This is a genomic window from Mycobacterium sp. SMC-14 (assembly GCF_046250075.1).
GTDB lineage: Bacteria > Actinomycetota > Actinomycetes > Mycobacteriales > Mycobacteriaceae > Mycobacterium.
The window spans coordinates 2,511,354-2,533,698 of sequence record NZ_CP176429.1; the positions used below are offsets into that span (position 1 = coordinate 2,511,354).

General features: G+C 67.8%; 16 protein-coding genes. 6 read left to right on the top strand and 10 right to left on the bottom strand.

What is annotated here, in order from left to right; genetic code table 11:
• Positions 1–17: 17 nt before the first annotated feature.
• From ACKY0W_RS11710 to mutA, 7 genes are all read right to left on the bottom strand, one after another.
• On the bottom strand, positions 18–5,348 hold the full coding sequence (locus ACKY0W_RS11710) for a type I polyketide synthase (RefSeq protein ID WP_409434198.1): 5,331 nt from the start codon (positions 5,346–5,348) through the stop codon (positions 18–20).
• Positions 5,349–5,388: 40 nt separating this feature from the next.
• On the bottom strand, positions 5,389–7,146 hold the full coding sequence (locus ACKY0W_RS11715) for an AMP-binding protein (RefSeq protein ID WP_409434199.1): 1,758 nt from the start codon (positions 7,144–7,146) through the stop codon (positions 5,389–5,391).
• 564 nt (positions 7,147–7,710) lie between these two features.
• The gene (locus ACKY0W_RS11720; RefSeq protein WP_406759369.1) at positions 7,711–8,427 is read right to left on the bottom strand and encodes a thioesterase II family protein; all 717 of its coding nucleotides are present in this window, start codon (positions 8,425–8,427) and stop codon (positions 7,711–7,713) included.
• Between the two features lie 192 nt (positions 8,428–8,619).
• The gene (locus ACKY0W_RS11725; protein WP_409434200.1) at positions 8,620–9,885 is read right to left on the bottom strand and encodes a serine hydrolase domain-containing protein; all 1,266 of its coding nucleotides are present in this window, start codon (positions 9,883–9,885) and stop codon (positions 8,620–8,622) included.
• 60 nt (positions 9,886–9,945) lie between these two features.
• Positions 9,946–10,935 carry a methylmalonyl Co-A mutase-associated GTPase MeaB gene (gene meaB, locus ACKY0W_RS11730; protein ID WP_409434201.1) on the bottom strand — a complete coding sequence of 330 codons (990 nt, stop codon included), beginning with the start codon at positions 10,933–10,935 and terminating at the stop codon, positions 9,946–9,948.
• Positions 10,936–13,224 (bottom strand): methylmalonyl-CoA mutase, encoded by a 2,289-nt coding sequence (gene scpA, locus ACKY0W_RS11735; RefSeq protein ID WP_409434202.1) that lies wholly within the window; start codon positions 13,222–13,224, stop codon positions 10,936–10,938.
• Positions 13,225–13,229: 5 nt separating this feature from the next.
• Complete coding sequence (mutA, locus tag ACKY0W_RS11740; RefSeq protein WP_409434203.1) at positions 13,230–15,137, bottom strand: methylmalonyl-CoA mutase small subunit; 1,908 nt, start codon at positions 15,135–15,137, stop codon at positions 13,230–13,232.
• Between the two features lie 168 nt (positions 15,138–15,305).
• On the opposite strand from mutA, the gene ACKY0W_RS11745 reads away from it, so the two are divergent.
• The 6 genes from ACKY0W_RS11745 (at position 15,306) to ACKY0W_RS11770 (ending at position 20,326) form a co-directional block, all read left to right on the top strand.
• Complete coding sequence (locus tag ACKY0W_RS11745) at positions 15,306–16,067, top strand: TVP38/TMEM64 family protein (RefSeq protein WP_409434204.1); 762 nt, start codon at positions 15,306–15,308, stop codon at positions 16,065–16,067.
• An 82-nt stretch (positions 16,068–16,149) separates the two neighbouring features.
• Entirely contained in the window at positions 16,150–16,440 is a 291-nt protein-coding gene (locus ACKY0W_RS11750) for a ferrous iron transport protein A (RefSeq protein WP_409434205.1), read from the top strand.
• Positions 16,437–18,350, top strand: coding sequence for a ferrous iron transporter B (locus ACKY0W_RS11755; protein ID WP_409434206.1), 1,914 nt, complete (start codon positions 16,437–16,439; stop codon positions 18,348–18,350). The genes ACKY0W_RS11750 and ACKY0W_RS11755 overlap by 4 nt, the downstream gene beginning before the upstream one ends.
• Entirely contained in the window at positions 18,347–18,949 is a 603-nt protein-coding gene (locus ACKY0W_RS11760) for a NifU family protein (protein ID WP_409434207.1), read from the top strand. The genes ACKY0W_RS11755 and ACKY0W_RS11760 overlap by 4 nt, the downstream gene beginning before the upstream one ends.
• A 10-nt stretch (positions 18,950–18,959) precedes the next feature.
• Positions 18,960–19,430 (top strand): nitroreductase family deazaflavin-dependent oxidoreductase, encoded by a 471-nt coding sequence (locus ACKY0W_RS11765; protein ID WP_409434208.1) that lies wholly within the window; start codon positions 18,960–18,962, stop codon positions 19,428–19,430.
• A gap of 212 nt (positions 19,431–19,642) precedes the next feature.
• Positions 19,643–20,326: an MIP/aquaporin family protein gene (locus tag ACKY0W_RS11770; protein ID WP_409434209.1), complete on the top strand. Its 684-nt coding sequence runs from the start codon at positions 19,643–19,645 to the stop codon at positions 20,324–20,326.
• A gap of 4 nt (positions 20,327–20,330) precedes the next feature.
• On the opposite strand, the gene ACKY0W_RS11775 is transcribed toward ACKY0W_RS11770, so the two are convergent.
• The 3 genes from ACKY0W_RS11775 to ACKY0W_RS11785 are packed head-to-tail and all read right to left on the bottom strand — an operon-like array spanning position 20,331 to position 22,308.
• The gene (locus ACKY0W_RS11775) at positions 20,331–20,714 is read right to left on the bottom strand and encodes a DoxX family protein (protein ID WP_409434210.1); all 384 of its coding nucleotides are present in this window, start codon (positions 20,712–20,714) and stop codon (positions 20,331–20,333) included.
• Entirely contained in the window at positions 20,711–21,859 is a 1,149-nt protein-coding gene (locus ACKY0W_RS11780; protein WP_409434211.1) for an SPFH domain-containing protein, read from the bottom strand. Before ACKY0W_RS11780 ends, ACKY0W_RS11775 begins: the two co-directional genes overlap by 4 nt.
• Positions 21,860–21,873: 14 nt before the next feature.
• Positions 21,874–22,308 carry an NfeD family protein gene (locus tag ACKY0W_RS11785; protein WP_409434212.1) on the bottom strand — a complete coding sequence of 145 codons (435 nt, stop codon included), beginning with the start codon at positions 22,306–22,308 and terminating at the stop codon, positions 21,874–21,876.
• Between the last annotated feature and the right edge of the window lie 37 nt (positions 22,309–22,345).

The following is a 22,345-nucleotide window of genomic DNA, read 5'->3' on the forward strand; positions in this document are numbered from 1 at the left end:
GGGGAACTCAATTCCCACTAGATCCCGTCCCATCCGGCCGGAGCCGATTCCACGCTGTCGAACAGCTCATTCAACACACTGTCGGCCGACTCGGGCAGCTCACCGCCGGTGGCCGCCGCGTCGTCGCCGGCATCGTCCTGCGGCAGCAGCTTGCCGGTCAGGTGCGCCGCCAGTGCCGCAGTCGTCGGGTGGTTCCACAGCATGGTGGCTGACAACTCCAGGCCGACCAGCGCTTCGATGTCGCGCCGGACCGCCATTGCCATCACCGAGTTCAGACCGAGTTCGGCGAACGGCCGGTCCAGCTGCAGTTCAGCCTCCGACATGCGAAGCTCGCGCGCCAGAATGCCGCGCAACCCGATTTCCAGCTCGCTCAGTATCTCATCGGCAGGCAGCAGCGCCCAGTCGCGGACCGGTCCGGCGGCATCGGAAGCGGACTCCCCGGGCTTTCCTTCCCTGGGCAGCGGCACCATCACTGCCTGCGCGACGTCGTAGTGCTCGACGTGATCCCAGGCCGCGAAGGCTTCCGCCGGGGTGATGGGCCGCGAACCCATCCGCTCGAGTTCGTGCAGCACGACGTGCGCTTCGGCCCCGAATCCGAGGCCCTTCCACGCCACCCAGTCCAGGCTGACGCTGTGGCAGCCACGCTGATGGCGGGCACGGGCCAGGCCGTCCAAGTAGGCGTTGGCGCTCGCGTAGGCACCCTGGCCGGGCACACCGAACACCGCGCCGGCGGCGGCGGTCATGAAGAAGAAGTCGAGGCTTGTCGGCGGGAAGAGTTCATCGAGCACCTGGGCACCCGCGACCTTGGGCCACATGGTGTCGCGCAGCCGGTCGGCGTCCACCTCGGTGAGCAGCTGGCCCTCGGTGATGCCGGCCGCGTGGATGATGCCACGGATCGGCGGGGCGCCGGCTGCGTCGCGGCGAGCCAACAGGTCGGTCACCGCGGCCCTGGATCCGATGTCGAGAGCGGCCACGTCGACGGTGACACCGCGCCGTTCGAGCGCCCGAATGGCGGCGATCTTGTGGCGGACGCTGGCTTCGATCTCTTCGGAGTCCCAATCGCGCCGAGGCGGCAGGGCGCTGCGGCCGGCCAGCACCAGGCGCCGGGCACCTCGATCGGTCAGCCAGCCGGCCATCAACAGGCCAAGCGCTCCCATACCGCCGGTGATAAGGTAGGCGCCGTCGGGCTGGCACACCATCGGCTCGCGCTGCGGTGGGCCGGAGATCGGGGTGAATGCCGGCGTCAGGAACTGGCCGTCGCGCAGAACCAGGATCGACTTGGCCGGCGTACGCAGGATGCCCGATAGCGTCGCCGCGCAATCGGCCGCACCGGCGGTGTCATCGCTGGGCAGGTCGACCAGACCGCCGCACAACTGCGGCTGCTCGGCCCGGATCACACCGGCCAGGCCCCACAGGCAGCTTTGACGCACCGCGGCGTCGGAGGTGGCCTCGTGGACACCGTGCGTGATGATCCACAGGGCGGGCGGGTGGGTGTCGCGTTGCGCCAGCGTGGCCACCAGGTCAGCCACCTCGCCGACCAGCCGGGACGCGCAGTCCAGGTCCGATTCGCCGGCAAGGCCGGGATCGGCGACGTAGACGACGGTCTGGGCGTCGGTGATCCCGACACTGTGGTGACCGACCGCATTGAGCCCGTCACGCAACCGGTCGGCGGCCGCACTGTCCCCGACCACCGTCAGGGTTCCCGGCTGGCCCGGGGTTTGCGGCACACCATCCCAGGGTTGCCAGTCGATCGCATGGGCAATGGCGCTCGGGTCGTCGGCCGAGGTGGCCGAGCCCAGGGCCGTGTAGCGCAGTCCGCGGACCTCGACGCACCGGGCGCCGCCCGGTGTGGTCACGGCGATGTCGACGACGAGTTCGCCCTCACCGCCGTCGCGCCGGTGCACAGTGACTCCGGCCCGGCCGTCAGCGGGTGCTTCGCCGAAACGGACGTCGTCGACCGACGCGGGCACCATCAGCTCGGGGTTGGCCTCGTCCACCAGGCGTGCAACATGCAGAGCAGCGTCGAGCAACGCAGCCGTCCCAGACTGTGCCGATGTGACATCGGCGCGCAACACCGTCGCGGTGGACCGACCGGAGGCCAGTGACCACTCGAACGGGCGCCCCTCACTGCCCCAGGTGAGCCACAGCGAGGTCACCGCGTCGTCATCGAACTCCGTTCCACTGTGCCCGTTGGTGAACGTGGGGTCGGCGGACGGCCAGGCGGTGTCGTCACGTGGTGCGATGCGGGCGCTGAGGTGCTTGACCCAGCGCGCGGCCGGGTCGTCGGTCACCGCTTTCGACGACACCGTCACCGACTCGGCATCGGCAAGCACCTGGATGGTCCGCGGCCGGTCGACGATCACCGGGTGTTCGAAACGGATGTCGCGGACCGCCGAGTGCCCGCTCACCTCGAAGGCAGCGTCGGACAGCGTTTGCAGCAGCACCGACGCCGGGACCAGCTCCACCCCATTGTTGCGGTGGCTGCCCGGGTACGGCTTGGTCTCCGGCGACAGCCGCGCTTGCCACAGATGGACGGCCGGTGTGCTGCCGATCTTGATATGAGTGCCCAGCAGCAGGCCCGGCCGCGGCGCGGATTCCGCTGCAGTGATGGAGTTTTCGACGTCAAGCCAGTGGTGGGTGTGCCGCCACGGGGTGGTCGGCAGCACCGGGTACGGACCGGACGCGTGCGGCAGTTCGCGAGGGCTCACCGGGTGTGCGCTGTTGAGGTGCTGATGGAAGACGACGGTGTCGTCACCGTCTCGCACCAGAGTGGCGACGCTGCAGTGCGGCACTGCCTCCAAGATCTCGTCGATGGTGTGAGTCAGGATCGGGTGGGGGCTGATCTCGATGAACGTGCCGTACTTGTCCCCTGCGGCGGCGACCGCCTGGTTCACCCGGGCCGGTTGACGCACGTTGTCGGCCCAGTAGCCGGCGTCGAGCACCGGGGTGGGTCCGGCCGGATCGACCACCGTGGATATGAACGGGATCTGCGGCATTTGTGGGGTCAGGTCGGCCAGCTCGGCACGCAGCTCATCAAGAATCGGATCCATGAACGCGGTATGGGAAGCCACTTCCATATTCACCCGCCGCGCAAACCGCTCCGCAGCAGCCACCGCAGCAATCACCGCATCCACATCCGCCGGCGAACCCGCCACCACCGTCTGCCGCGGCGACAAATACCCCGCCACCTCAACCCCGGGATAACCCACCAACAATTCCTGGACCGCGGCGGCATCCAACTCCAACAACGCCACCGCACCCTGACCGGCCTGACGCGACATCAACGCCGACCGCACCCCGATCACCTTCAAACCCTGCTCCGGCGTCAGCGCCCCGGCCACCACCGCCGCAGACACCTCCCCCATCGAATGCCCAATCACCGCATCCGGAACAACCCCATACGAACGCCACAACGCAGCCAACGCCAACTGCAACGCCATGATCACCGGCTGCACCTGCGCATCACCAGAAATCTCAACGCCCTGCTCGATCACCTCACGCAGCGAAAAACCCACCTGCCGGGCAAAAAGCGGCTCCAACTCAGCAACAGCATCCGCAAACACCGGCTCATCGGCCAACAACCGACGACCCATCCCCACCCAATGCGAACCCTGACCCGAAAACACAAACACCGTGCCAGGCCCGGGCAGCGCCGCGGCGGGTTCCACCACGCCCGGCGCAGAGTCTCCGGCGGCAAGCGCCGTCAAACCCGCGATAGCCTGCTCGTGATCGCGAGCGGCGACGGTGGCGAACTTCTGATGGCGGGTGCGGTGATGGTTGAGCGCATGTGCAATATCGGGCAGGGCGATCTCGGCGCCGTCGGTGGTCATCCACTGCGCAAGCACCCCGGCAGTGGCCGCGATACGCGCCGGCGACTTCCCCGACACCACCAACGTGCTCACCGGCTCGGGAGCACCCGCCGCAACAACCTCAGCATCGGGAGCCTGCTCCACAATCACATGCGCATTAGTGCCCGACACCCCAAACGAGGACACCCCCGCCCGACGCGGACGCGACACCGCCGGCCAATCCATCGCCGCACCCGCAACCTGAAACTTCGACGCCCCCACACCCGCATTCGGCGTCAACTCCGAAAAATTCAAATGCCGCGGCACAAACCCCCGCTGCACCGACAACACCGTCTTGATAAACCCCGCCACACCCGAAGCCGACTCCAAATGCCCCAGATTGGTCTTCACCGACCCCAACACCAACGGCGCCGACCCAGCACGCTCACCAAACACCGCCGAGAGCGCATCCAACTCAATCGGATCACCCAACGCCGTCCCCGTGCCATGCGCCTCGACATAATCGATATCAGCCGGTGACAACCGAGCCGACTCCAACGCCGCCCGCACCACCTTCTGCTGCGCCGGACCCGACGGCACCGTCTGACCAGACGACGGCCCATCCTGATTCACCGCCGAACCCCGCACCAGCGCCAAAATCCGATCACCATCACGCTGCGCATCCGACAAACGCTTGAGCACCACCACCCCAGCGCCCTCAGAACGGACGTAACCATCAGCGGCCGCATCGAAGGTCTTGCACTGCCCATCCGGGGCCAACATCCCCCACCGCGACGTCGCAATACTGTTCTGCGGGGTCAAAATCAGGTTCACCCCAGCCGCCAACGCCTGATCCGACTCCCGACGCCGCAAACTCGCACACGCCAAATGAATCGTCACCAACGACGACGAACACGCCGTATCCACCATCATCGCCGGACCATGCACACCCAAGAAATACGACAACCGCCCCGCCGCAAAATTCGGCGCATTCCCAAACGGGACGTAGGGGTCGATTTCTTCTTCGCGAATCTTGCCGATGATGTTGAGCGTGTAGTCGTTGGTGGTCATACCTACGAAGACGCCGGTCGCAGTGCCCCGGATCGCCTCCTTGGTGATCCCGGCATGCTCCAACGCCTCCCAGGCCACCTCCATCAACAACCGCTGCTGAGGATCCATCGCATCAGCCTCACGCGGCGAAATACCAAAAAACTCCGCATCAAACTCAGCAGGCTGCCACGACGTCAAAAACCCGCCCTCACGAGAACAAATCGTCCCCGGAACCGAATGATCCGACGAATAGAACGCATCCGCATCCCAGCGATCCGCCGGAACCCGCACAATGCCCGAACCCTCATCACACAACAACTGCCACAACGCAGCCGGACCATCCACCCCACCAGGCAGACGACACCCCAAACCCACCACCGCAATCGGCTCAGTATCGCCGGCCTCAGCCACCGCCAACCGCGCCGTCAGATCATCAATCTTGCGCAGCGCCTCAGCAACAATCGCCCGACGATCCGGCCCCCCGACCGGCGCAGCACTCTTCTCGCTCAACTCAACCTCCCCGAGAGCCGCGCGAGCAGCTCGTCATCTGTCATACAGACCGAGCAGTAGCATCCAGTCGGTCGAACCCGTCACGCTGATAGATCTCCACACAGCTGGAGCGGCGAATCTTGCCACTGGTCGTGATCGGGATGGCACCCGGCGACACCAGGACCAGGTCTCCGCTCATCAGACCGTGCGCCTTGGACAACGCGGCCGTCACTTTGCGACGTACCTCGGTCAGCCTGTCCAGGACCTCCTCATCGGACCCCCCCTTGTTCTTGAACTCAGCGATCGTAACAAGCTGCTCTGCTTGGCTGTTCGGGATCGAGACCGCGGCGACACGCCCACCGGTGATTTCCTGAACGGTGGCCTCGATGTCGTCCGGGTAGTGGTTGCGCCCGTCGACGATCAGCAGATCCTTGATCCGGCCGACGATGTAGAGCTCTCCACCGGAGATCACGCCGAGGTCGCCGGTCATCAGCCAGGGCCCCTGTGGCGTTCCGGGAGTCGGGTCGACCAGCTTGCCGCCGAAGGTGGCCTCGGTGGCCTGCTGGTTGTGCCAGTAGCCCGCCGCGACGTTGGGGCCGTGCGTCCAGATCTCGCCGACTTTGCCTTCCGGGTTCTCGGTCTGGGTTTCCGGGTCCACGATACGCAGGGTGCAGGCCCGGGGGACACCACAGCTGACCAGCTCGACGCCGCCTTCGGCCCCGCTCGGCTCGGCCGTGCCGGCGGCCAGTTTGGCGTAGTCGAAGCGTGCGGTCGGCGGCGGCGTGCCGGGGGTGTTCGAGGTGAGGTAAACGCTGGCCTCGGCGAGCCCGTAGCCGGGCCGCAGGGCGGCCGGGTTCAGATTGAACTTGGCGAACCGGTCGACGAAGCGTCGCAGCGTCGCGGCGTGAATCCGCTCTGCGCCGAAGCAGTAGGTGTGCACGTTGCCCAGGTCGAGCCCAGCCATGTCCTCATCGGAAGTACGCCGCACGGCCAGCTCATAGGCGAAGTTCGGCCCACCGGTGAAGCCGATGGGAGCCTTGGCGAGTTCCTGCATCCAGCGGGCAGGCTTGGCGAGGAACGCCATCGGGCTCATGTGCACCGTGGGCACGCCCAAAACCAGCGGGTAGATGACGGTGCCGAGCAGGCCCAGGTCGTGGTAGAACGGCATCCACGACACCATGTGGAGTCCCTCCGGCGGGTTCCCGCCGGTCAGCTCGAAGGTGTCGTCGGCCATCTGCCGCATGTTCGAGACGGCGTTGGTGTGGGTGACCATGACGCCGGCAGGGGTCCGAGTAGATCCGGACGTGTATTGCAGGAAGGCGACCTTGGTCTGGGCGGTCGCGGTGGGTGCCGACGCCGGCTCGGAGTCCAGATCCAGGGCGTCGACCTCGATGACCACCGGAGGCTTGCCGCCCAGGCCCTTGATCGAGTTGGCGATGTCACCGACAGCCGCCGACGTCGTCAGGATCGCGGCAGGAGAACTGTCCCGCAGCGCCGCCGACACGCGCTCGTCGTGTACGCCGAACATCGGCACCGGCAGCGGCACGGCGATCATGCCCGCCTCCAGCGTGCCGTAGAACCCGACGATGTACTCGAGGCTCTGTGGGGCCAGGATTGCCACCCGGTCGCCCGGCGAGGCACAGGTGGCCAACTCGGCCGCCACGACCCGCACCCGGTTGCGCAACTGCGACCAGGTCACGGTCTCGCGGTAGCCGGCGGGGTCGACGTCGAAGTCGATGAACGTGTACGCAGGCTGGTCCGGCTGGTCCCGTTCCAGGTTCGCCAACAGGGTCGGGATGTGCGTTTCAGTTACCGACATTGCGTTGTTTTCTCCTTGTGCTGTCAGGTCCGTGGACCTCACCTGCTGAGTACTTCGGCCCCGTCGAGAGTCGTTGCGCTTGCTGTCCGAGCTGACGGTTTCGCTGCGCAAGGTCCCTGCACAGCGGAGGTATGCAATTGGATTAGCGACATTTGGGACGGTTCCCCCGCGGGATCAGAGCTTGCGGGCACCCCCAGCGGAGTTGCTCAGCTGAATACTTCAGCCTCAGCGCACGTCGGTTGCTCGCCGTGCCGGGTAAAGACGGGGGCGGGGACCTCCGAGCGCCGAGATCGCCCGGCCGACACGGCCGGTGCGGAGGATTCGACCAACGACACGGGTACCCCTTCTGGATGTTTGGAACCTGCGCTAAAACTCCTTGGACCCCGACATCCCAGGCGTTTCCCTCCGCGGAGGCTACCACGGACGCGCTGCTGACAGGCAATTTATGGCCCGCGTACAGCGCAAACGCAGCAGATCCGCCATAGTAGCGGAGAAGTCAATTACGCGCATCACGAGTAACTTCGGCACCAAGTGCCCATTCACATTCCGGGGTGGCCGGGCGCGTCATCCTTGGCAGTGCTGCGCGATTTTCTTCTCGATATCTCCGACCAGTTCCGGCAGGTGTTCGGTGAGGTAGAAGTGGTGGCCGGGCGCAGTGAACACCCGCGCGCTGAATTCGGCGGTGGTGCGCTCCGCCCAGGGGCCCACCTTTTCGTCGGTGGCGACGTCATCTTCGTCACCATGGAACGCAAAGATCGGACAGGACACCCTCGCCTCGGGCGGGCAGTCGTAGTTCGCGATGGCTTTCAGGCCGCGCAGCGTCGGCAGAATCTTGGCCGCGAACTCCTCATTCTCCAAGAATTCGGGGTTGACTCCCGTCATGCTGCTGACGGCGTCCAGCAGGCCGCGGTCGGACTCGGGGATGTTGTCGTACCCGGCTCGTCCCGGTGCGCCGGCACCCGACACGAACAGCGCGGCAATCCGATGTCCGTCCGCCTCGAATCGGCGTGCCACTTCGAAGGCCAACAGCGCACCCATGCTGTGACCGAAGAAGGCGACGGGTCCGTCGGACGCCGCCGGCGCCGCGACGGTCTTGCAGACCTGGTCGGCGAGGTCTTCGATGCTGGTGAAGGCGCCGAGGTCGTGGGTTCCGCCCTTGCCCGGGTATTGAACGCCGATGCGTTTGACATCGGTGGTGAAGGTCTTGGAGAACGGAACGTAGTACTGCGGCGATCCGCCGGCATGCGGGAAGATGTAGAGCTTCGGCGTACGGTCAGTCACTCGGCAACCTTAGCGGCGATCGCGAACCCGGCGGAGCCGGGTGAAGCGGGTCGCCGCCATCGGCACAGCGGCGATCGCGAACCCGGCGGAGCCGGGTGAAGCGGGTCACCGCCATCCAGCACAGCGGCGATCGCGAACCCGGCGGAGCCGGGTGAAGCGGGTCACCGCCATCGGCACAGCGGCGCAGCAGCGCTAGCCGGCCGCGGCATCCGGCGCGGCGAACGGCTCCCCCAACTGCGGGATCGGGGTGTAGCCGTGCCGGCGTCCCCGGGCCACGCCCCGGCGGATCAGCGCGGCCGTACCGACGAAACCGGCATGGTCGAGCGCCACGAACGGGGTCAACAGGCGGTTGTGCACAAAGCCGATCGCCAGCCCGGAGGCCGGATCCGCCCAGCCCATGGAGCCGCCCAGGCCGACGTGACCGAATCCGGGCAGCACCGGCCCAAACGGGATCGCGTGATAGCCCAGGTGGAACGCCAGCGGAACCCCGATGGTGCGGTCCAGTTCGAGGGTGTGCGGACCGGTCAGGCCCGCCACAAGCCGGGGCGACAGGAATTGGGTCCCGTCGATCTGCCCGTCGTTGGCCAGTGCGCCGTACAGGCGGGCCAGCCCACGCGCGGTGGCCACCCCGTTGAGGGCGGCGGCCTCGGTGTCCAGGAACGGGATGCCGCCGCGGACGGTGTCCATCACCCCCGGGAAGTAGAAGGCGCCCAGGCCCCCGTATCTCTGCGCCGCGGCGGCCCTGGGCGCCAGGAGGTCCACTACGACGTTGCGTCGGCTGCGCTGGGGCATGATGATCTCCGCGGCGACGGTCGGCGCGTCGGCGGGCGGGCGGCCCAGGTGCAGACCATCGACACCGAGCGGCCCGGCCAGCTCCGTGCGGAACAACTCACGCATGCCGAGGCCGGTGACGGACCGGGCCAGCCCGGACACCAGCCAGCCGTAGGTCAGCGCGTGATATGCGGGTTTGCCGCGTTCGGGTCCGGGCGCCACGGCAGCCATCCGGGCTTCCATCGTCACGTGGTCCAGCAGATCTGCCCTGCTGGCCCCGTTGAGGTGGGTCAGCCCCGCCCGGTGCCCCAACAATTGGCGAACGGTGATCTCGGCCTTGCCGTTCGCGCCGAACTCCGGCCAGTACTGCGCCACCGGCACGTCGTAGTCGATGAGTCCGGAGTCGACCAGCCGGTGGATGACCGTCGACGCCGCACCCTTGGTTGCCGAGAACACCATGGCACCGGTGTCAGCCGACCACGGCACCTGCCCCGCCCGGTCGGACCACCCGGTCCACACGTCTACCACGGGCTGTCCATCGAGGTAGATCGCCAACGCCCCGCCACCAAAGCGGCGGCCCGGGAACATCGCGGCGAAAGCGCGCACAGCACACGAGAAATTCGGGTCGGCCGCGCCGTGCACGTTCGCCGGAAGCTGTGCCCGACGAACCTCGAGATGCTGTGTCATGGTGGGGAATCTACCGCGCCGACCGGCCGACATAAGTCGGATTACCGCACGCGCGTGCCATTAATTCCAGATGGCCCCGAGGATTCGCTGGGCCGCCAGCGCGGGGGTCAGTTCTCCGCGCAGTACCTGCTGTTCCACCTCGGTGCGCACCTCACGCACCGCCGGGTCCGACAGCGCGCGTTCGAGCACCGCGTCACGCACCAACTGCCGGGTCCAGTCCACCTGCTGTGCGCGTCGGCGGGCGTCGAACTCCCCGGCATCGATCAGCGTCTGCCGGTGCCGCTCGACGGTTTCCCAGAACTCCGGCAGCCCGGTGCCCTCGATCGCGCTCATCGTCAAGACCGGTGGTCGCCAAAGGGTTTCGCGCGGATAGATGAGTCGAATCGCGGTCGACAACTCCCGTGCGGCCATTCGCGCCTCGGCCAGGTGGTTGCCGTCGGCCTTGTTGACTACCACGATGTCGGCCAGTTCCAGCACACCCTTCTTGATGCCCTGCAACTGATCGCCGGTGCGGGCCAGCGTCAAGAACACGAAGGTGTCGACCATGTTGGCGACGGTGACCTCGGATTGGCCGACGCCGACGGTCTCGATCAGGATGACATCGAAGCCGGCGGCCTCCAGCAGCACCACCGTTTCGCGGGTGGCCTTGGCGACCCCGCCCAGGGTGCCCGACGTGGGCGACGGCCGGATGTAGGCGCGTTCGTGCGTGCCCAACCGTTGCATCCGGGTCTTGTCCCCCAGGATCGAACCACCGGTGCGCGTCGAGGACGGGTCGACCGCCAGTACCGCGACGCGGTGGCCCTGCTCGATGAGATGCATTCCGAGGGCTTCGATGGTGGTCGACTTGCCCACGCCGGGAACCCCCGTGATACCCACCCTGCGAGCCCCGCCGGCGTCCGGCAACAGCTCCAGCAGCAGTTCCTGCGCCTGCTGGCGGTGGTCGGCGCGGGTGGACTCGACCAGGGTGATGGCCCGCGGCAGCACGGAGCGGTCGCCGGAGCGCACCGCCGCCGCCAACTCGGCAACGGTGTCAGACACGTTGTCGGCCATCTATTTCTGGTCTGCCGCCGGTTCTGCCTGCTCGGCGAGCTCGTAACCTCGCCGCGACGCGAGGGTCTTCAGCAGGTCCACCGCAGCATCGGCGATTACCGTGCCGGGCGGGAAGATCGCGGTCGCCCCGGCGGCATAGAGCTCGTCGAAGTCGCCGGGCGGGATCACTCCCCCGACCACGATCATGATGTCGGGCCGCCCCACCGCGGCCAACGCGTCACGCAGGGCGGGTACCAACGTCAGGTGCCCGGCGGCCAGCGAGGACACCCCGACCACGTGCACGTCGTTGTCGGCGGCCTGGCGGGCCACCTCGTCGGGGGTGGAGAACAGGGCGCCGACGTCCACGTCGAAGCCGATGTCGGCAAATGCGGTGGCGATCACCTTCTGGCCACGGTCGTGCCCGTCCTGGCCCATCTTGGCTACCAGGATGCGGGGCCGACGGCCGTCGGCCTCGGCGAACTTCTCGACCAGGGCGGTTGCGCTAGCGATGTTGCTGCCCTTCCCGACTTCGTCACGGTAGACGCCAGAGATCGTACGGATCTCGGCCTGATGGCGACCGTAGACCTTCTCCAGCGCGTCCGAGATCTCCCCGAGGGTGGCCTTGGCCCGGGCGGCGTCGATGGCCAGCGCCAGCAGGTTGTTGCCCAGTCCGTCGTCCCCGGCCGGTCCGGTGGCGCCGGCTGCCCGGGTCAGCTCGGCCAGCGCGGCCTGGCAGGCCGCCTCGTCGCGCTCGGCGCGCAACTGCTCGAGTTTGGCCAGCTGCTCGGCCCGCACCCGGCTGTTCTCGACCTTGAGCACCTCGATCTCTTGGTCCTCGGCGACCTGGTACTTGTTGACGCCGATCAGCGGCTGACGCCCGGAGTCGATCCGCGCCTGGGTCCGCGCGGCGGCCTCCTCGATGCGCAGCTTCGGGATCCCCTCGCTGATGGCCTGGGCCATGCCGCCGTGCGCCTCGACCTCTTCGATGTGGGCCCGGGCCCGCTGCGCCAGCTGATGGGTCAGCCACTCCACGTAGTAGGAGCCGCCCCACGGGTCGATCGGCCGGGTGGTGCCCGACTCCTGCTGCAGCAGCAGCTGGGTGTTGCGGGCGATGCGGGCGGAGAAGTCGGTGGGCAGCGCCAGCGCCTCGTCGAGGGCGTTCGTGTGCAGCGACTGGGTGTGGCCCTGGGTGGCGGCCATCGCTTCGACGCAGGTACGCGCCACGTTGTTGAAGACGTCCTGGGCGGTCAGTGACCACCCGGAGGTCTGCGAATGCGTGCGCAGCGACAGCGATTTCGCGCTCTTGGGGTCGAACTTCGCGACCAGCTCGCTCCACAGCAGCCGGCCCGCGCGCAGCTTGGCGACCTCCATGAAGAAGTTCATCCCGATGCCCCAGAAGAACGACAACCGGGGCGCGAACTTGTCGATGTCCAGGCCGGCGTCCAGGCCGGCCTGGATGTAGTCCACCCCATCGGCCAGGGTGTACGCCAACTCCAAATCGGCTGTGGCACCGGCCTCTTGGATGTGGTAGCCCGAGATCGAGATCGAGTTGAACTTGGGCATCTTGGCGCTGGTGTAGCCGAAGATGTCGGAGATGATCCGCATCGACGGCTTCGGCGGATAGATGTAGGTGTTACGCACCATGAACTCTTTGAGGATGTCGTTCTGGATGGTGCCGGCCAGCTTCTCCGGCGGCACCCCCTGCTCCTCGGCGGCCACCACGTACAGCGCCAGGATCGGCAGCACGGCACCGTTCATGGTCATCGAGACGCTGACCGCGCTCAGGTCGATCCCGTCGAACAGTTGCCGCATGTCCAAAATGGAATCGATCGCCACCCCAGCCATTCCGACATCGCCCTGCACCCGGGGGTGATCCGAGTCGTAGCCGCGGTGGGTGGCCAGATCGAACGCGACCGACAGACCCTTCTGCCCGGCGGCGAGGTTTCGGCGGTAGAACGCGTTGGAGTCTGCGGCGGTCGAGAACCCGGCGTACTGGCGAATCGTCCAGGGCTGGTTGACGTACATCGTCGGATACGGCCCACGCACGAACGGGGCCTCGCCGGGGAAGCTGTCCAGCGGGTAGCCCTCGGCAACCGCGGCGGAGCGGTCGGCGGCGATGTACACCGGCTTGACCGCGATCCCCTCGGGGGTGTGCCATTCGAGCTGTTCGGGTGTGTAACCGTGCGCGGCCGCGGCGGTCGCGACGTGTGCGGCGACGGCGCTCTCGGTCACCGGTTCGGCGACGCGGTCGCCGTGCAGCGCCACCTCGGCGAAGCTGCCGAGTGTGCCGTGTGAGGTGCTCGTGGTCATGGCTCTCAGGCCCCCAATCGGGTCAGTAAGTCCGACAACGCCTGCACGGCATCGATTTTCATGGTCAGGTAATCGTCCGGCTTCGGATCGGTTTCGGCGCTACCGGCTAGAGCCTTGGCTGGCCCCGCCAGGTAGACCCGGTCGAGTCCGGCGGTACGAGCCGCCCCGATGACCGCGGCCGCTTCGGCGCCGTAGCGGGCATCGCTGCCACACAGCACCGCCGCACTCGGTGAGCCGGCCTCCGCGACGGCCGCTGCCACCTGCTCGGCGCCCACCGTGCCGGGGTTGATCGCCGCGATGCCACCGGAGGCCAGCAGGTTGGCGGCGAAGGTGGTCCGAACGTTGTGTTCGGCGATCGGTCCCAGCGGCAGCAGCAGCACCTGCGGCCGGGCACCGGTGCGCGCCAGGTAGGCGTCGGAGCGGTCCCGCAGCGCCTCGAACTGCGCCGCGTAGCGCCGCAGGCCGGCCGGGGCAGCCTGAGTCGCGGACAGCGGTAGCGGCGACTCATCGAGGTTCGGGTACTCGTTGACCCCGGTGATTGCGCTGCGCCGATGCGCGATCTCCCCGGCCCGAGCGGCGGCCACCGCTGCGATCCGCTCACCGATGTGCTCGCGGGCGGCCTCGAATCCGCCCAGCGCCTCGATCTCCTGGAACTGCCCCCAGGCCTGCTGCGCCAACTGTTCGGTGAGGTCTTCGACGAACCAGGATCCGCCGGCCGGGTCCAGCACCTGACCCAGGTGCGACTCTTCGAGCAGCAGCAGTTGGGTGTTGCGGGCGATCCGCCGGGAGAACGTTGCCGAGGTGCCGGGCTGCCCACCGGGAATCACCGTGTCGAACGGCCACACCAGCACGGTGTCCGCCCCACCGACACCGGCACCGAAGGCAGCCAGCGTGGTGCGCAGCATGTTCACCCACGGGTCACGCTGCGTCATCATCGCCAGTGACGTCTCGGCGTGGACGACAGCGGCCCCGGCCTCTGGCGCCCCGGCGACCTCGGTGACCCGCGCCCAGAGTTGCCGAGCGGCCCGGATCTTGGCGATCGTGATGAACTGGTCGTCGTCGGCGGCGATCCGGAAGCTGATCTGGCGTGCAGCGTCGGCCACCGACAGGCCGGCGTCGGTGAGCACCCGCAGGTAGGCCACGGCCGCGGCCAGCCCGGCGGCCAACTCCCCGGACGCGCCGGCGCCCAAGTTGTGCAGGGCCGGGCCGTTGACGGCGATGGCCCGCACCCCCGGGTGGCCGACGGCACGTGTCGCCACCGCGATCACCTCGTCGAGCGACGGTGCCGCACCGTCCGTCAACGGCGCGGTCAGTGGGTCGGCACCCAGATCGACCGACAGGTTGGCGCGGTTCTCCGGGTCGAGCGCGTCGACCAGCGTCAGCATCGTCTCGGCGGCGGTGGTGTAGTCGCCGGCACCCGCGCCGTCGAGCAGCACCGGAACCAGGTCCAGGTAGACATCGTCGAACACTGGCCGCAGTTCGGCGGCCGGCACGCCCGCATCTCCGACCCGCAGGGTCAGCGCGCTGACGCCGTCGGTCAGGGCACCGAGGACGGCGCCATTGGCGTCGGCGGCCGAACCCGGACCGCCGATGGGAAAGACCTCGGCGACCTTCCAGCCGGTGTTGACGTCACGCCGGGCGTCGGCGCCACGCACGTAGGGCCACTGGCCAGGCAACGGCGGCTCCGGCAGGGCGTCCAACGCGGTGTAGAGCGCCCGAACGGCGAATCCGCCCTGTCCCGCCAGCCCCTCCACCGGGGTGTCCAGCAGCCGCTCGGGCTCACCGTCGGTCTCGGCGGTGATATCGGCCGGCTCGCGGCGTGCGCTCTTGGCCAGCACCCCGGCCACGGCGGCACGCCAGCGGGCCCGGGCCTGCTGGATGCCGGCGGGTTCGGCGGACACGTCGATGGACACCGGCGACTCCTGTGGTTACTCGCGAGTAGCTGTTGAATCGCTACCCGACATGTGCCAACCAGGCTAAATGATGGCGATCGGCAGGCACGGTTGAGGTGTGCCGAGCGGAGAAACTCCCTCTGCGTGACGCAAAGTGTTAACCCCCGGCCCGTAGTCTTGAGTGCCGTGATGGCCGCCGCGACCCGAATCCCGCGCGTACTGCGTGGCGCCTGGTCGGCATTCATCGCCACCGCACGCCAGGTGGCCCTCCGTCGGCTGGCATGGACGACCGCGGTCGCCGGAAGCCTGATCGCGGTGGCGCTGCTGGTCCCCGTTCCCACCGCCGTACAACTGCGGGACTGGGCGCAGACATTGGGGCCGTGGTTTCCGCTGGCTTTTCTGGTGGCGCACACCGTCGTCACGGTGTTCCCCTTCCCGCGGACCGCGTTCACGCTGGCGGCGGGCTTGCTGTTCGGCCCGTGGCTGGGAGTCCTACTGGCAGTGGTGGCCAGCGCGCTCAGCGCCGTGGGCGTGCTGGTCCTGATGCGGGTGTTCGGCTGGCAGTTGAGCCGGGTGGTACGTCATCCGCGGCTCGACTCACTGGACGAGCGCCTTCGCCAGCGCGGATGGCCGGCGGTGATCTCGCTGCGGCTGATTCCGGCGATCCCGTTCTCGGTGATCAACTACGCCGCCGGCGCGTCGGCGGTGCGACCGGTGCCGTACACGGTGGCCACCCTGGTCGGGCTGCTGCCGGGCACCGCCGCGGTGGTGGTGCTCGGCGACGCCCTCACCGGTGAGGTGAGCCCGGTGCTGTTCGCGGTATCGGCGTGCACCGCCGCAGTCGGGGTGGCACTGCTGGCCTACGAGGTCCGCTCCCATCGGGCGAACCGGTCCGAGGCTGGTCTGCAAACCCCCGAGATCGACGCGGCCGAATCGGTGACCATCGGCTGAGCGAGGCGAATCGGCCGATGACGTAACCGGCGAATCAGGCGTACCTTTCAGGCAGTAAGCCGATCTAACGTTAGGGCGTCTGATGCGCAGGTGGCGGCGGCGATCGTCGCATCGAACCGAATCGGCGGCCGTGCTCGCCGACTTGGTTCCGGGCCAGCAGGCCACCATCACCGGTGCCGCAGTGCACGCCCCTCAGGCGGTGGCAAACCGGCTGCGCCAGCTCGGATTCCGTGCGACCGCCCGCGTTGAGGTGATCCGCCGGGCGCCGCTGGGCGATCCCACCATCTACCGCGTGCAGGACACCGAACTGTGTCTGCGGCGGCGGGAGGCCCGGCTGATCGAGATCGACGGCATCGGCGGTGGTCGGCAATGACCGACTGCCACGATGGCACCGCCACCACCGTCGACGTGACATCGGCGCGACGGGTAGCGCTGGTCGGTAGCCCGAACGCCGGCAAGACCAGCGTGTTCAACCACCTGACCGGGTTGCGTGCCAAGACCGGCAACTACCCGGGCGTCACGGTGGGGCGCAGCGTCGGGGTGATGACCGTCGGTGATGTCGATGTGGCGGTCGAAGACTTACCCGGCACCTACAGCCTGGACCCGATCAGTCCGGACGAACAGGTTGTTGCCGACGTGTTGGCCGGCGGAATCAACGGGATCGACCGCCCTGACGCGATCGTGTTGGTCGCCGACGCCACGACGCTACGCCGCTCGATCACCTTGGTGGGCCAGGTACTGCGCCTGGACCTCCCCACAGCGCTGGTACTCACCATGACCGACGAATTATGTTCGCGCCGAGGCGGAATCGACGCGGAAGCTCTCGCGAGCGCGTTGGGAGTGCCGGTCGTTGCCGTTATCGCCAACCGCGGTTCCGGCATAGAGGGCCTGCGCACGCTGTTGGGGTGCAGCGACGCCTGGTCGCGGCCTGCGGTGCTGCCGCCTGAAGAGCCCGAGGCGCTCGACGCCTGGGGCACCTCCGTGCTTACCGCCGCTGACTACGTTTCCCCGCACCAGGATCTGCGGACCGGCCGGATCGACAGGTGGGTGCTGCACCCACTCTGGGGCGTCGTCATCTTCTTTGCGGTCATGTTCGGGTTCTTCCAGATCATCTTCACCCTGGCCGCCCCACTACAGGACCGGATCGCCACTGCCCTCGACTGGCTGGGATCCCAGGTCGACAGCCGGCTCGGCGGCACGGTGCTCGGCGGCGTGATCGGCGACGGTGTCATCGGCGGCGTCGGCACCGTGCTGCAGTTCCTTCCCCAGATTGTGTTGCTGTTCTTGCTGATCGCACTGCTGGAGAACGTCGGCTACATGTCGCGTGCCGCGTTCCTGATGGATCGGGTCATGGCCAGAACCGGGCTGGAGGGGCGCGCGTTCGTGGCGATGCTCTCCTCGTTCGCCTGCGCGGTCCCCGGCATCATGGCAACGCGCACCCTGCCGTCGTCGCGGGATCGGATCGCCACCATCATCAGTGCGCCGTTGATGACGTGCTCAGCGCGACTGCCGGTCTACACCCTGCTCGTCGGGCTCCTGGTGGCACCGCAGACGCGCTGGTGGGGCTTCAGCGCGCAGGGCATCACCATGTTCCTGCTGTACCTGGGCGGTGGCACCTCGGCACTGCTGGCCGCCTCGTTGTTCAAGTCCACAATTCTGCGCAGCGACCTGCTGCCGTTCACCATGGAACTGCCGCCGTATCGATTTCCTTCGCCCACGGCCGTTCTCGTCGCGATGTGGAATGCGGCGAAGATCTTCTTGCGCAAGGCCGGAACGGTCATCTTGGCCACGTCGCTGGTGCTGTGGGTGTTGATGAATCTGCCCACCCGCGACGCCGAGACCACAGCGCTCCCGCCACCCGACGCCAGCGCCTACGTGCTGGACCACAGCTACGCCGCCGGGATCGGCAGGGCGATCGAGCCGGTTTTCGCGCCCCTGGGCTTCGACTGGCGTACCGACATTGCGTTGGTCGGGTCGCTGTCGGCGCGGGAGGTGTTCGTGTCCACGCTCGGCCAGGTGTCGGCGGCCACCAACCCCACCGCCCCGCATCAGGCCCTGGTGTCGATGACCGACGACGACGGCCGGCCGGTGTTCACCGCACCGACGGTCATCGCGCTGATGGTGTATTTCATGTTCGCGCTGCAGTGCATGTCCACCGTGGCGGTGATGCGCCGGGAGACCAATTCCTGGCGATGGCCGGCCTTCGCGTTTGGCTACATGTTCGTGTTGGCCTGGGTGATGGCATTCGCCGCCCGGTCGATCGCGTCGGGCCTGGGCGCATGATTCCCATGCATGCTGTCGCGACCGAAGATCCGCAACGGGTGCGGTGGGTGATCGACCACGAGCGCATGCCCGCCGCCGGGCGGGTACGGCATGCCCCGGGCCGGCTGGGTGAGTTGCAGGACGACGGCGTGATCGACGAGCTGGCGGTGGCCGGGTCGGAGATCGCGATCACGCTGAGCCCCCGCCAGAGTTGGCGGGTTCGCGGCGAGGAGATCCGCGTCGCGCTCGACGACGCGCTTCGGGAGCCGGCCGGGTGGAGTATCGCCCCCATCGAACACGCCGGCGACCTGACGCGGGCGGTCCAGGAACTGCTCGACGGGCCGATCGGCGAGATCGCCGCATCCCACGGCGGGGCGATCGAGCTGGTCGAGGTGACCGGCGACCAGGTGCGGGTGCGGATGGCCGGTGCCTGCCACGGCTGCCCCGCGGCGGAATCGACGCTCTATGACCGGCTGCAACGCGAGCTTCGCCGCCGGTTCGGCGACCAGGTCTCGGTGTCGGTGGACAGCCCGTCGGCTGCCGTGTCTGTCGGCAAGGCGCTGTTGACCTTGTTCGCCCGCGCGACGAGTGATCCGGTGTCCCGGCCGCGCCGCGGGTAACCTGCAGAAGATGCCGCCCTTAGCCGACACGTTCAGCCGACTGTTGCGATCACGACGGCTGATGCGCGCCCCGATCTGGCTGTACCGCGCGCGACTTGGCGGCCTCCTCGGACCGCGCCTGTTGATGCTCGAGCACATCGGACGCAAGACGGGCGCGTCCCGCCGTGTCGTGCTGGAAGTCATCGACCACGCCGCCGGCGACAGCTATGTGGTGGCATCGGGTTTCGGCGCCCGCGCCCAATGGTTTCGCAACATCACCGCCAACCCCCGGGTACGGGTCTACGCCGGGAGCAGGGCATCGGTACCGGCCACCGCCCGGGTGTTGGACCAGGCCGAAGTCGACCGCGTGCTGGGCCACTACATCGAAGGCCACCCTCGCGCCTGGGCGAAGTTCAGCGCCGTGCTCGAGCAGACGCTGGGCGAACCGGTGACGCCGCCCAACACGGCGCTGCCGATGGTCGAATTGCGCCTGGACCGATAGCGCCGCCTCCCCGAGCTGCGCGCCCGACACGAAAACTGCGGAAAACGCATAGGCAAACAACACGAAATTCTCGTTAATCCAGCAACAATTCGGTGAAAAACGGTCCGCAAATAGCGGACCGAAGACTTCACGCCGTTACAGTATTCGTTAGTGCCATGTGCTGGCACAGCACAAATTGGACAAGTGCTCGACGGAGTGAAGGGACCGGATCAATGGCTGATCGGAACGCCGCGGTGCGCAAATATTTGACCGAAATGATCGGCACGTTCGTATTCATGTTCGCTGTGCTCGGCATCGTCTTGTCCGGCACCGAATGCGTCGCCGCCACCGCGCTGGGTATCGGCTCAGTGCTGATGGTCATGGTCTACGCCAGTGGGCACATCTCGGGCGGCCACCTGAACCCGGCCGTCTCAGTGGCCGCCTATTTGCGGGGGGCACTGCCATTGGGTGATCTCGGACCCTACATCGTTGCCCAGTTGGTCGGTGCGCTCGCCGCCTTCGGTGTGGGATTCGGGTTGTGGCACGACAAGTACGCGACCGGAACACTTGATCTGACCGGCACCGTCTGGCCCGCATTCCTGGCCGAATTGGTATTCACCTTCGCGCTGTGTTACGTCGTTTTGCACACCGCGACGAGCAAAGACAGTGCCGGCAACAGCTTCTACGGCCTGGCGATCGGATTCGTGGTGACCGTCGGCGTGGTGGCGGTCGGCGCCATTTCCGGCGGCGCGTTCAACCCGGCCATCACCTTCGGCTTGATGCTGTCGGGGATCTTCGCCTGGAAGTTCCTCTGGGTCTACCTGATCGCCCAGGTGCTCGGCGCGGTCGTGGCCGCCTACGCCTACAAGGCGACCAACCTCGACGAGCACACCGCCACCTCCTCCCGCAGGAGCTAGGGAACTACGACTCCAGGGCCCGTACCCCGCCCCCGGCGGCGTGCGGGCCCTGGACCGTCATCGCGGCGAACACCATCAGCAGCAGCACCGCGGGCACGATGTTGGCGACCCGGTTGCGCACCCGCAGGTGGATGCCCAGCGCCCCGGCGAAATACAACGTCAACAACCCGGTGGTGAGCCGGGCGACGCCCGGGAAGCGGAACACCGATGCCAGGCCCAGCGCGGTGGCTGCTTTGGCCACCGGGACCGCCCAGCGGGCCTCGGCGGGAATCCGCATGGCATCCATGTTCTTGGCGACATAGGGCACCGGGATCGCCGACGCCACGGCGTCGCCCGCCAGAAACGCGGCCAACGCCGCGTAGGTTGGCCGTGCCGTCAGCGCGCTCACGCCAGACCGGGATCGAGCTGCGGCGGCAACACGCCGCCCTCGACCGGCTTGCGGGCGTCCGCCTCGGCCTTGGCGACAGCCTGCGCGATCGCCGGATCGGTCTGGGTGGTGAACCAGTCGGCGACTTCCTCGCTGTCGTCCTCGGACCGGTGCCGGGGCTCGTCATCGGGCGACGGCTGGTAGCGGAAGACGCCGTCTTCGCCGGGGGCACCGAGCAGCTTGGTGAAGCCCTGCAGTGCGGTGCCGAAATCACTGGGCACCACCCACACTTTGTTGGCCTCGCCCCGGGCCATCTCCGGCAGCACCTGCAGGTACTGGTAGGCCAGCAACTCAGGCGTGGGCCGAGCGGCCTTGATCGCCGCGAACGTCTTCTCGATCGCCTTGGCCTCGCCCTGGGCCTGCAGGTAGGCAGCGGCCCGCTCGCCCTGGGCGCGCAGCATCGTGGACTGCCGGTCGGCTTCGGCGGCCAGGATCGCCGCCTGCTTGGCGCCCTCGGCGGTCAGGATCTCGGACTGTTTCTGGCCTTCGGCCTGTTTGATGGCGGCCTCGCGCTGTCCCTCGGCGGTCAGGATCATGGCCCGCTTCTCGCGGTCGGCCTTCATCTGCTTCTCCATCGACGCCTGGATCGACGGCGGCGGGTCGATGCTGCGCAGCTCCACCCGGGCCACCCGCAGCCCCCACCGGCCGGTCGCCTCGTCGAGCACGCCGCGCAGCTGGCTGTTGATCACCTCGCGGGAGGTCAAGGTCTGCTCCAGCGTCATCCCGCCGACCACGTTGCGCAGCGTGGTGGTGGTCAGCTGCTCCACACCGACGATGTAGTTGCTGATCTCGTACACCGCGGCTTTGGGGTTGGTGACCTGGAAGTAGACGACGGTGTCGATGTTGAGCGTGAGGTTGTCCTCGGTGATCACCGGTTGCGGCGGAAACGACACCACCCGCTCACGCAGATCGATGCGGGCCCGTACCCGGTCGATGAAGGGGACCAGCAGGGTCAGCTGACCGCTGACGGTGCGGCTGTAGCGGCCCAACCGTTCGATCACCGCCGCCTCGGCCTGCGGGATCAGCGCGACCGACTTGGCGACCACGATGATCGCGAACACCACCAATACGGCCAGCAATAGCAGCCCCGTTGTGACGCCTTCCATGACGATTCCTTTCGTTACAGGATCTTGCCGACCACCGCGGTGGCGCCGTCGATGTGCATCACGGTGACCTGCTCCCCCGGTTCGAACACGTCGCCGTCGGTGAGCGGGCGGGCGGTCCACACCTCGCCGTCCAGCTTCACCCGACCGCCGTGCTGTTCGACGCGGTCGAGCACCAGGGCCGTCTTGCCCTGCAGCGCGAGCACCCCGGTTTCGCCGCCGGTGCCCGCCCACAGCCGGCGGCGCAGCGCGGGGCGCACCAATGCCAGCAGCAGCACCGACACCACCAGGAACACCGCCCCGTCCGTCCAGAGCGGCCAACTGGTCAGGGCGCTGGTTGCCGCCGCCGACAGCGCACCACCGGAGAGCATCAGCAGGAACATGTCACCGGTGAGGGCCTCGGCTCCTGCGAGCCCGAGTGCGAAGACCAACCAGATCAGGGCAGTCGGCATGCGGCCAGGATAGCCCGAGAATCGCGCGAACCTGTGC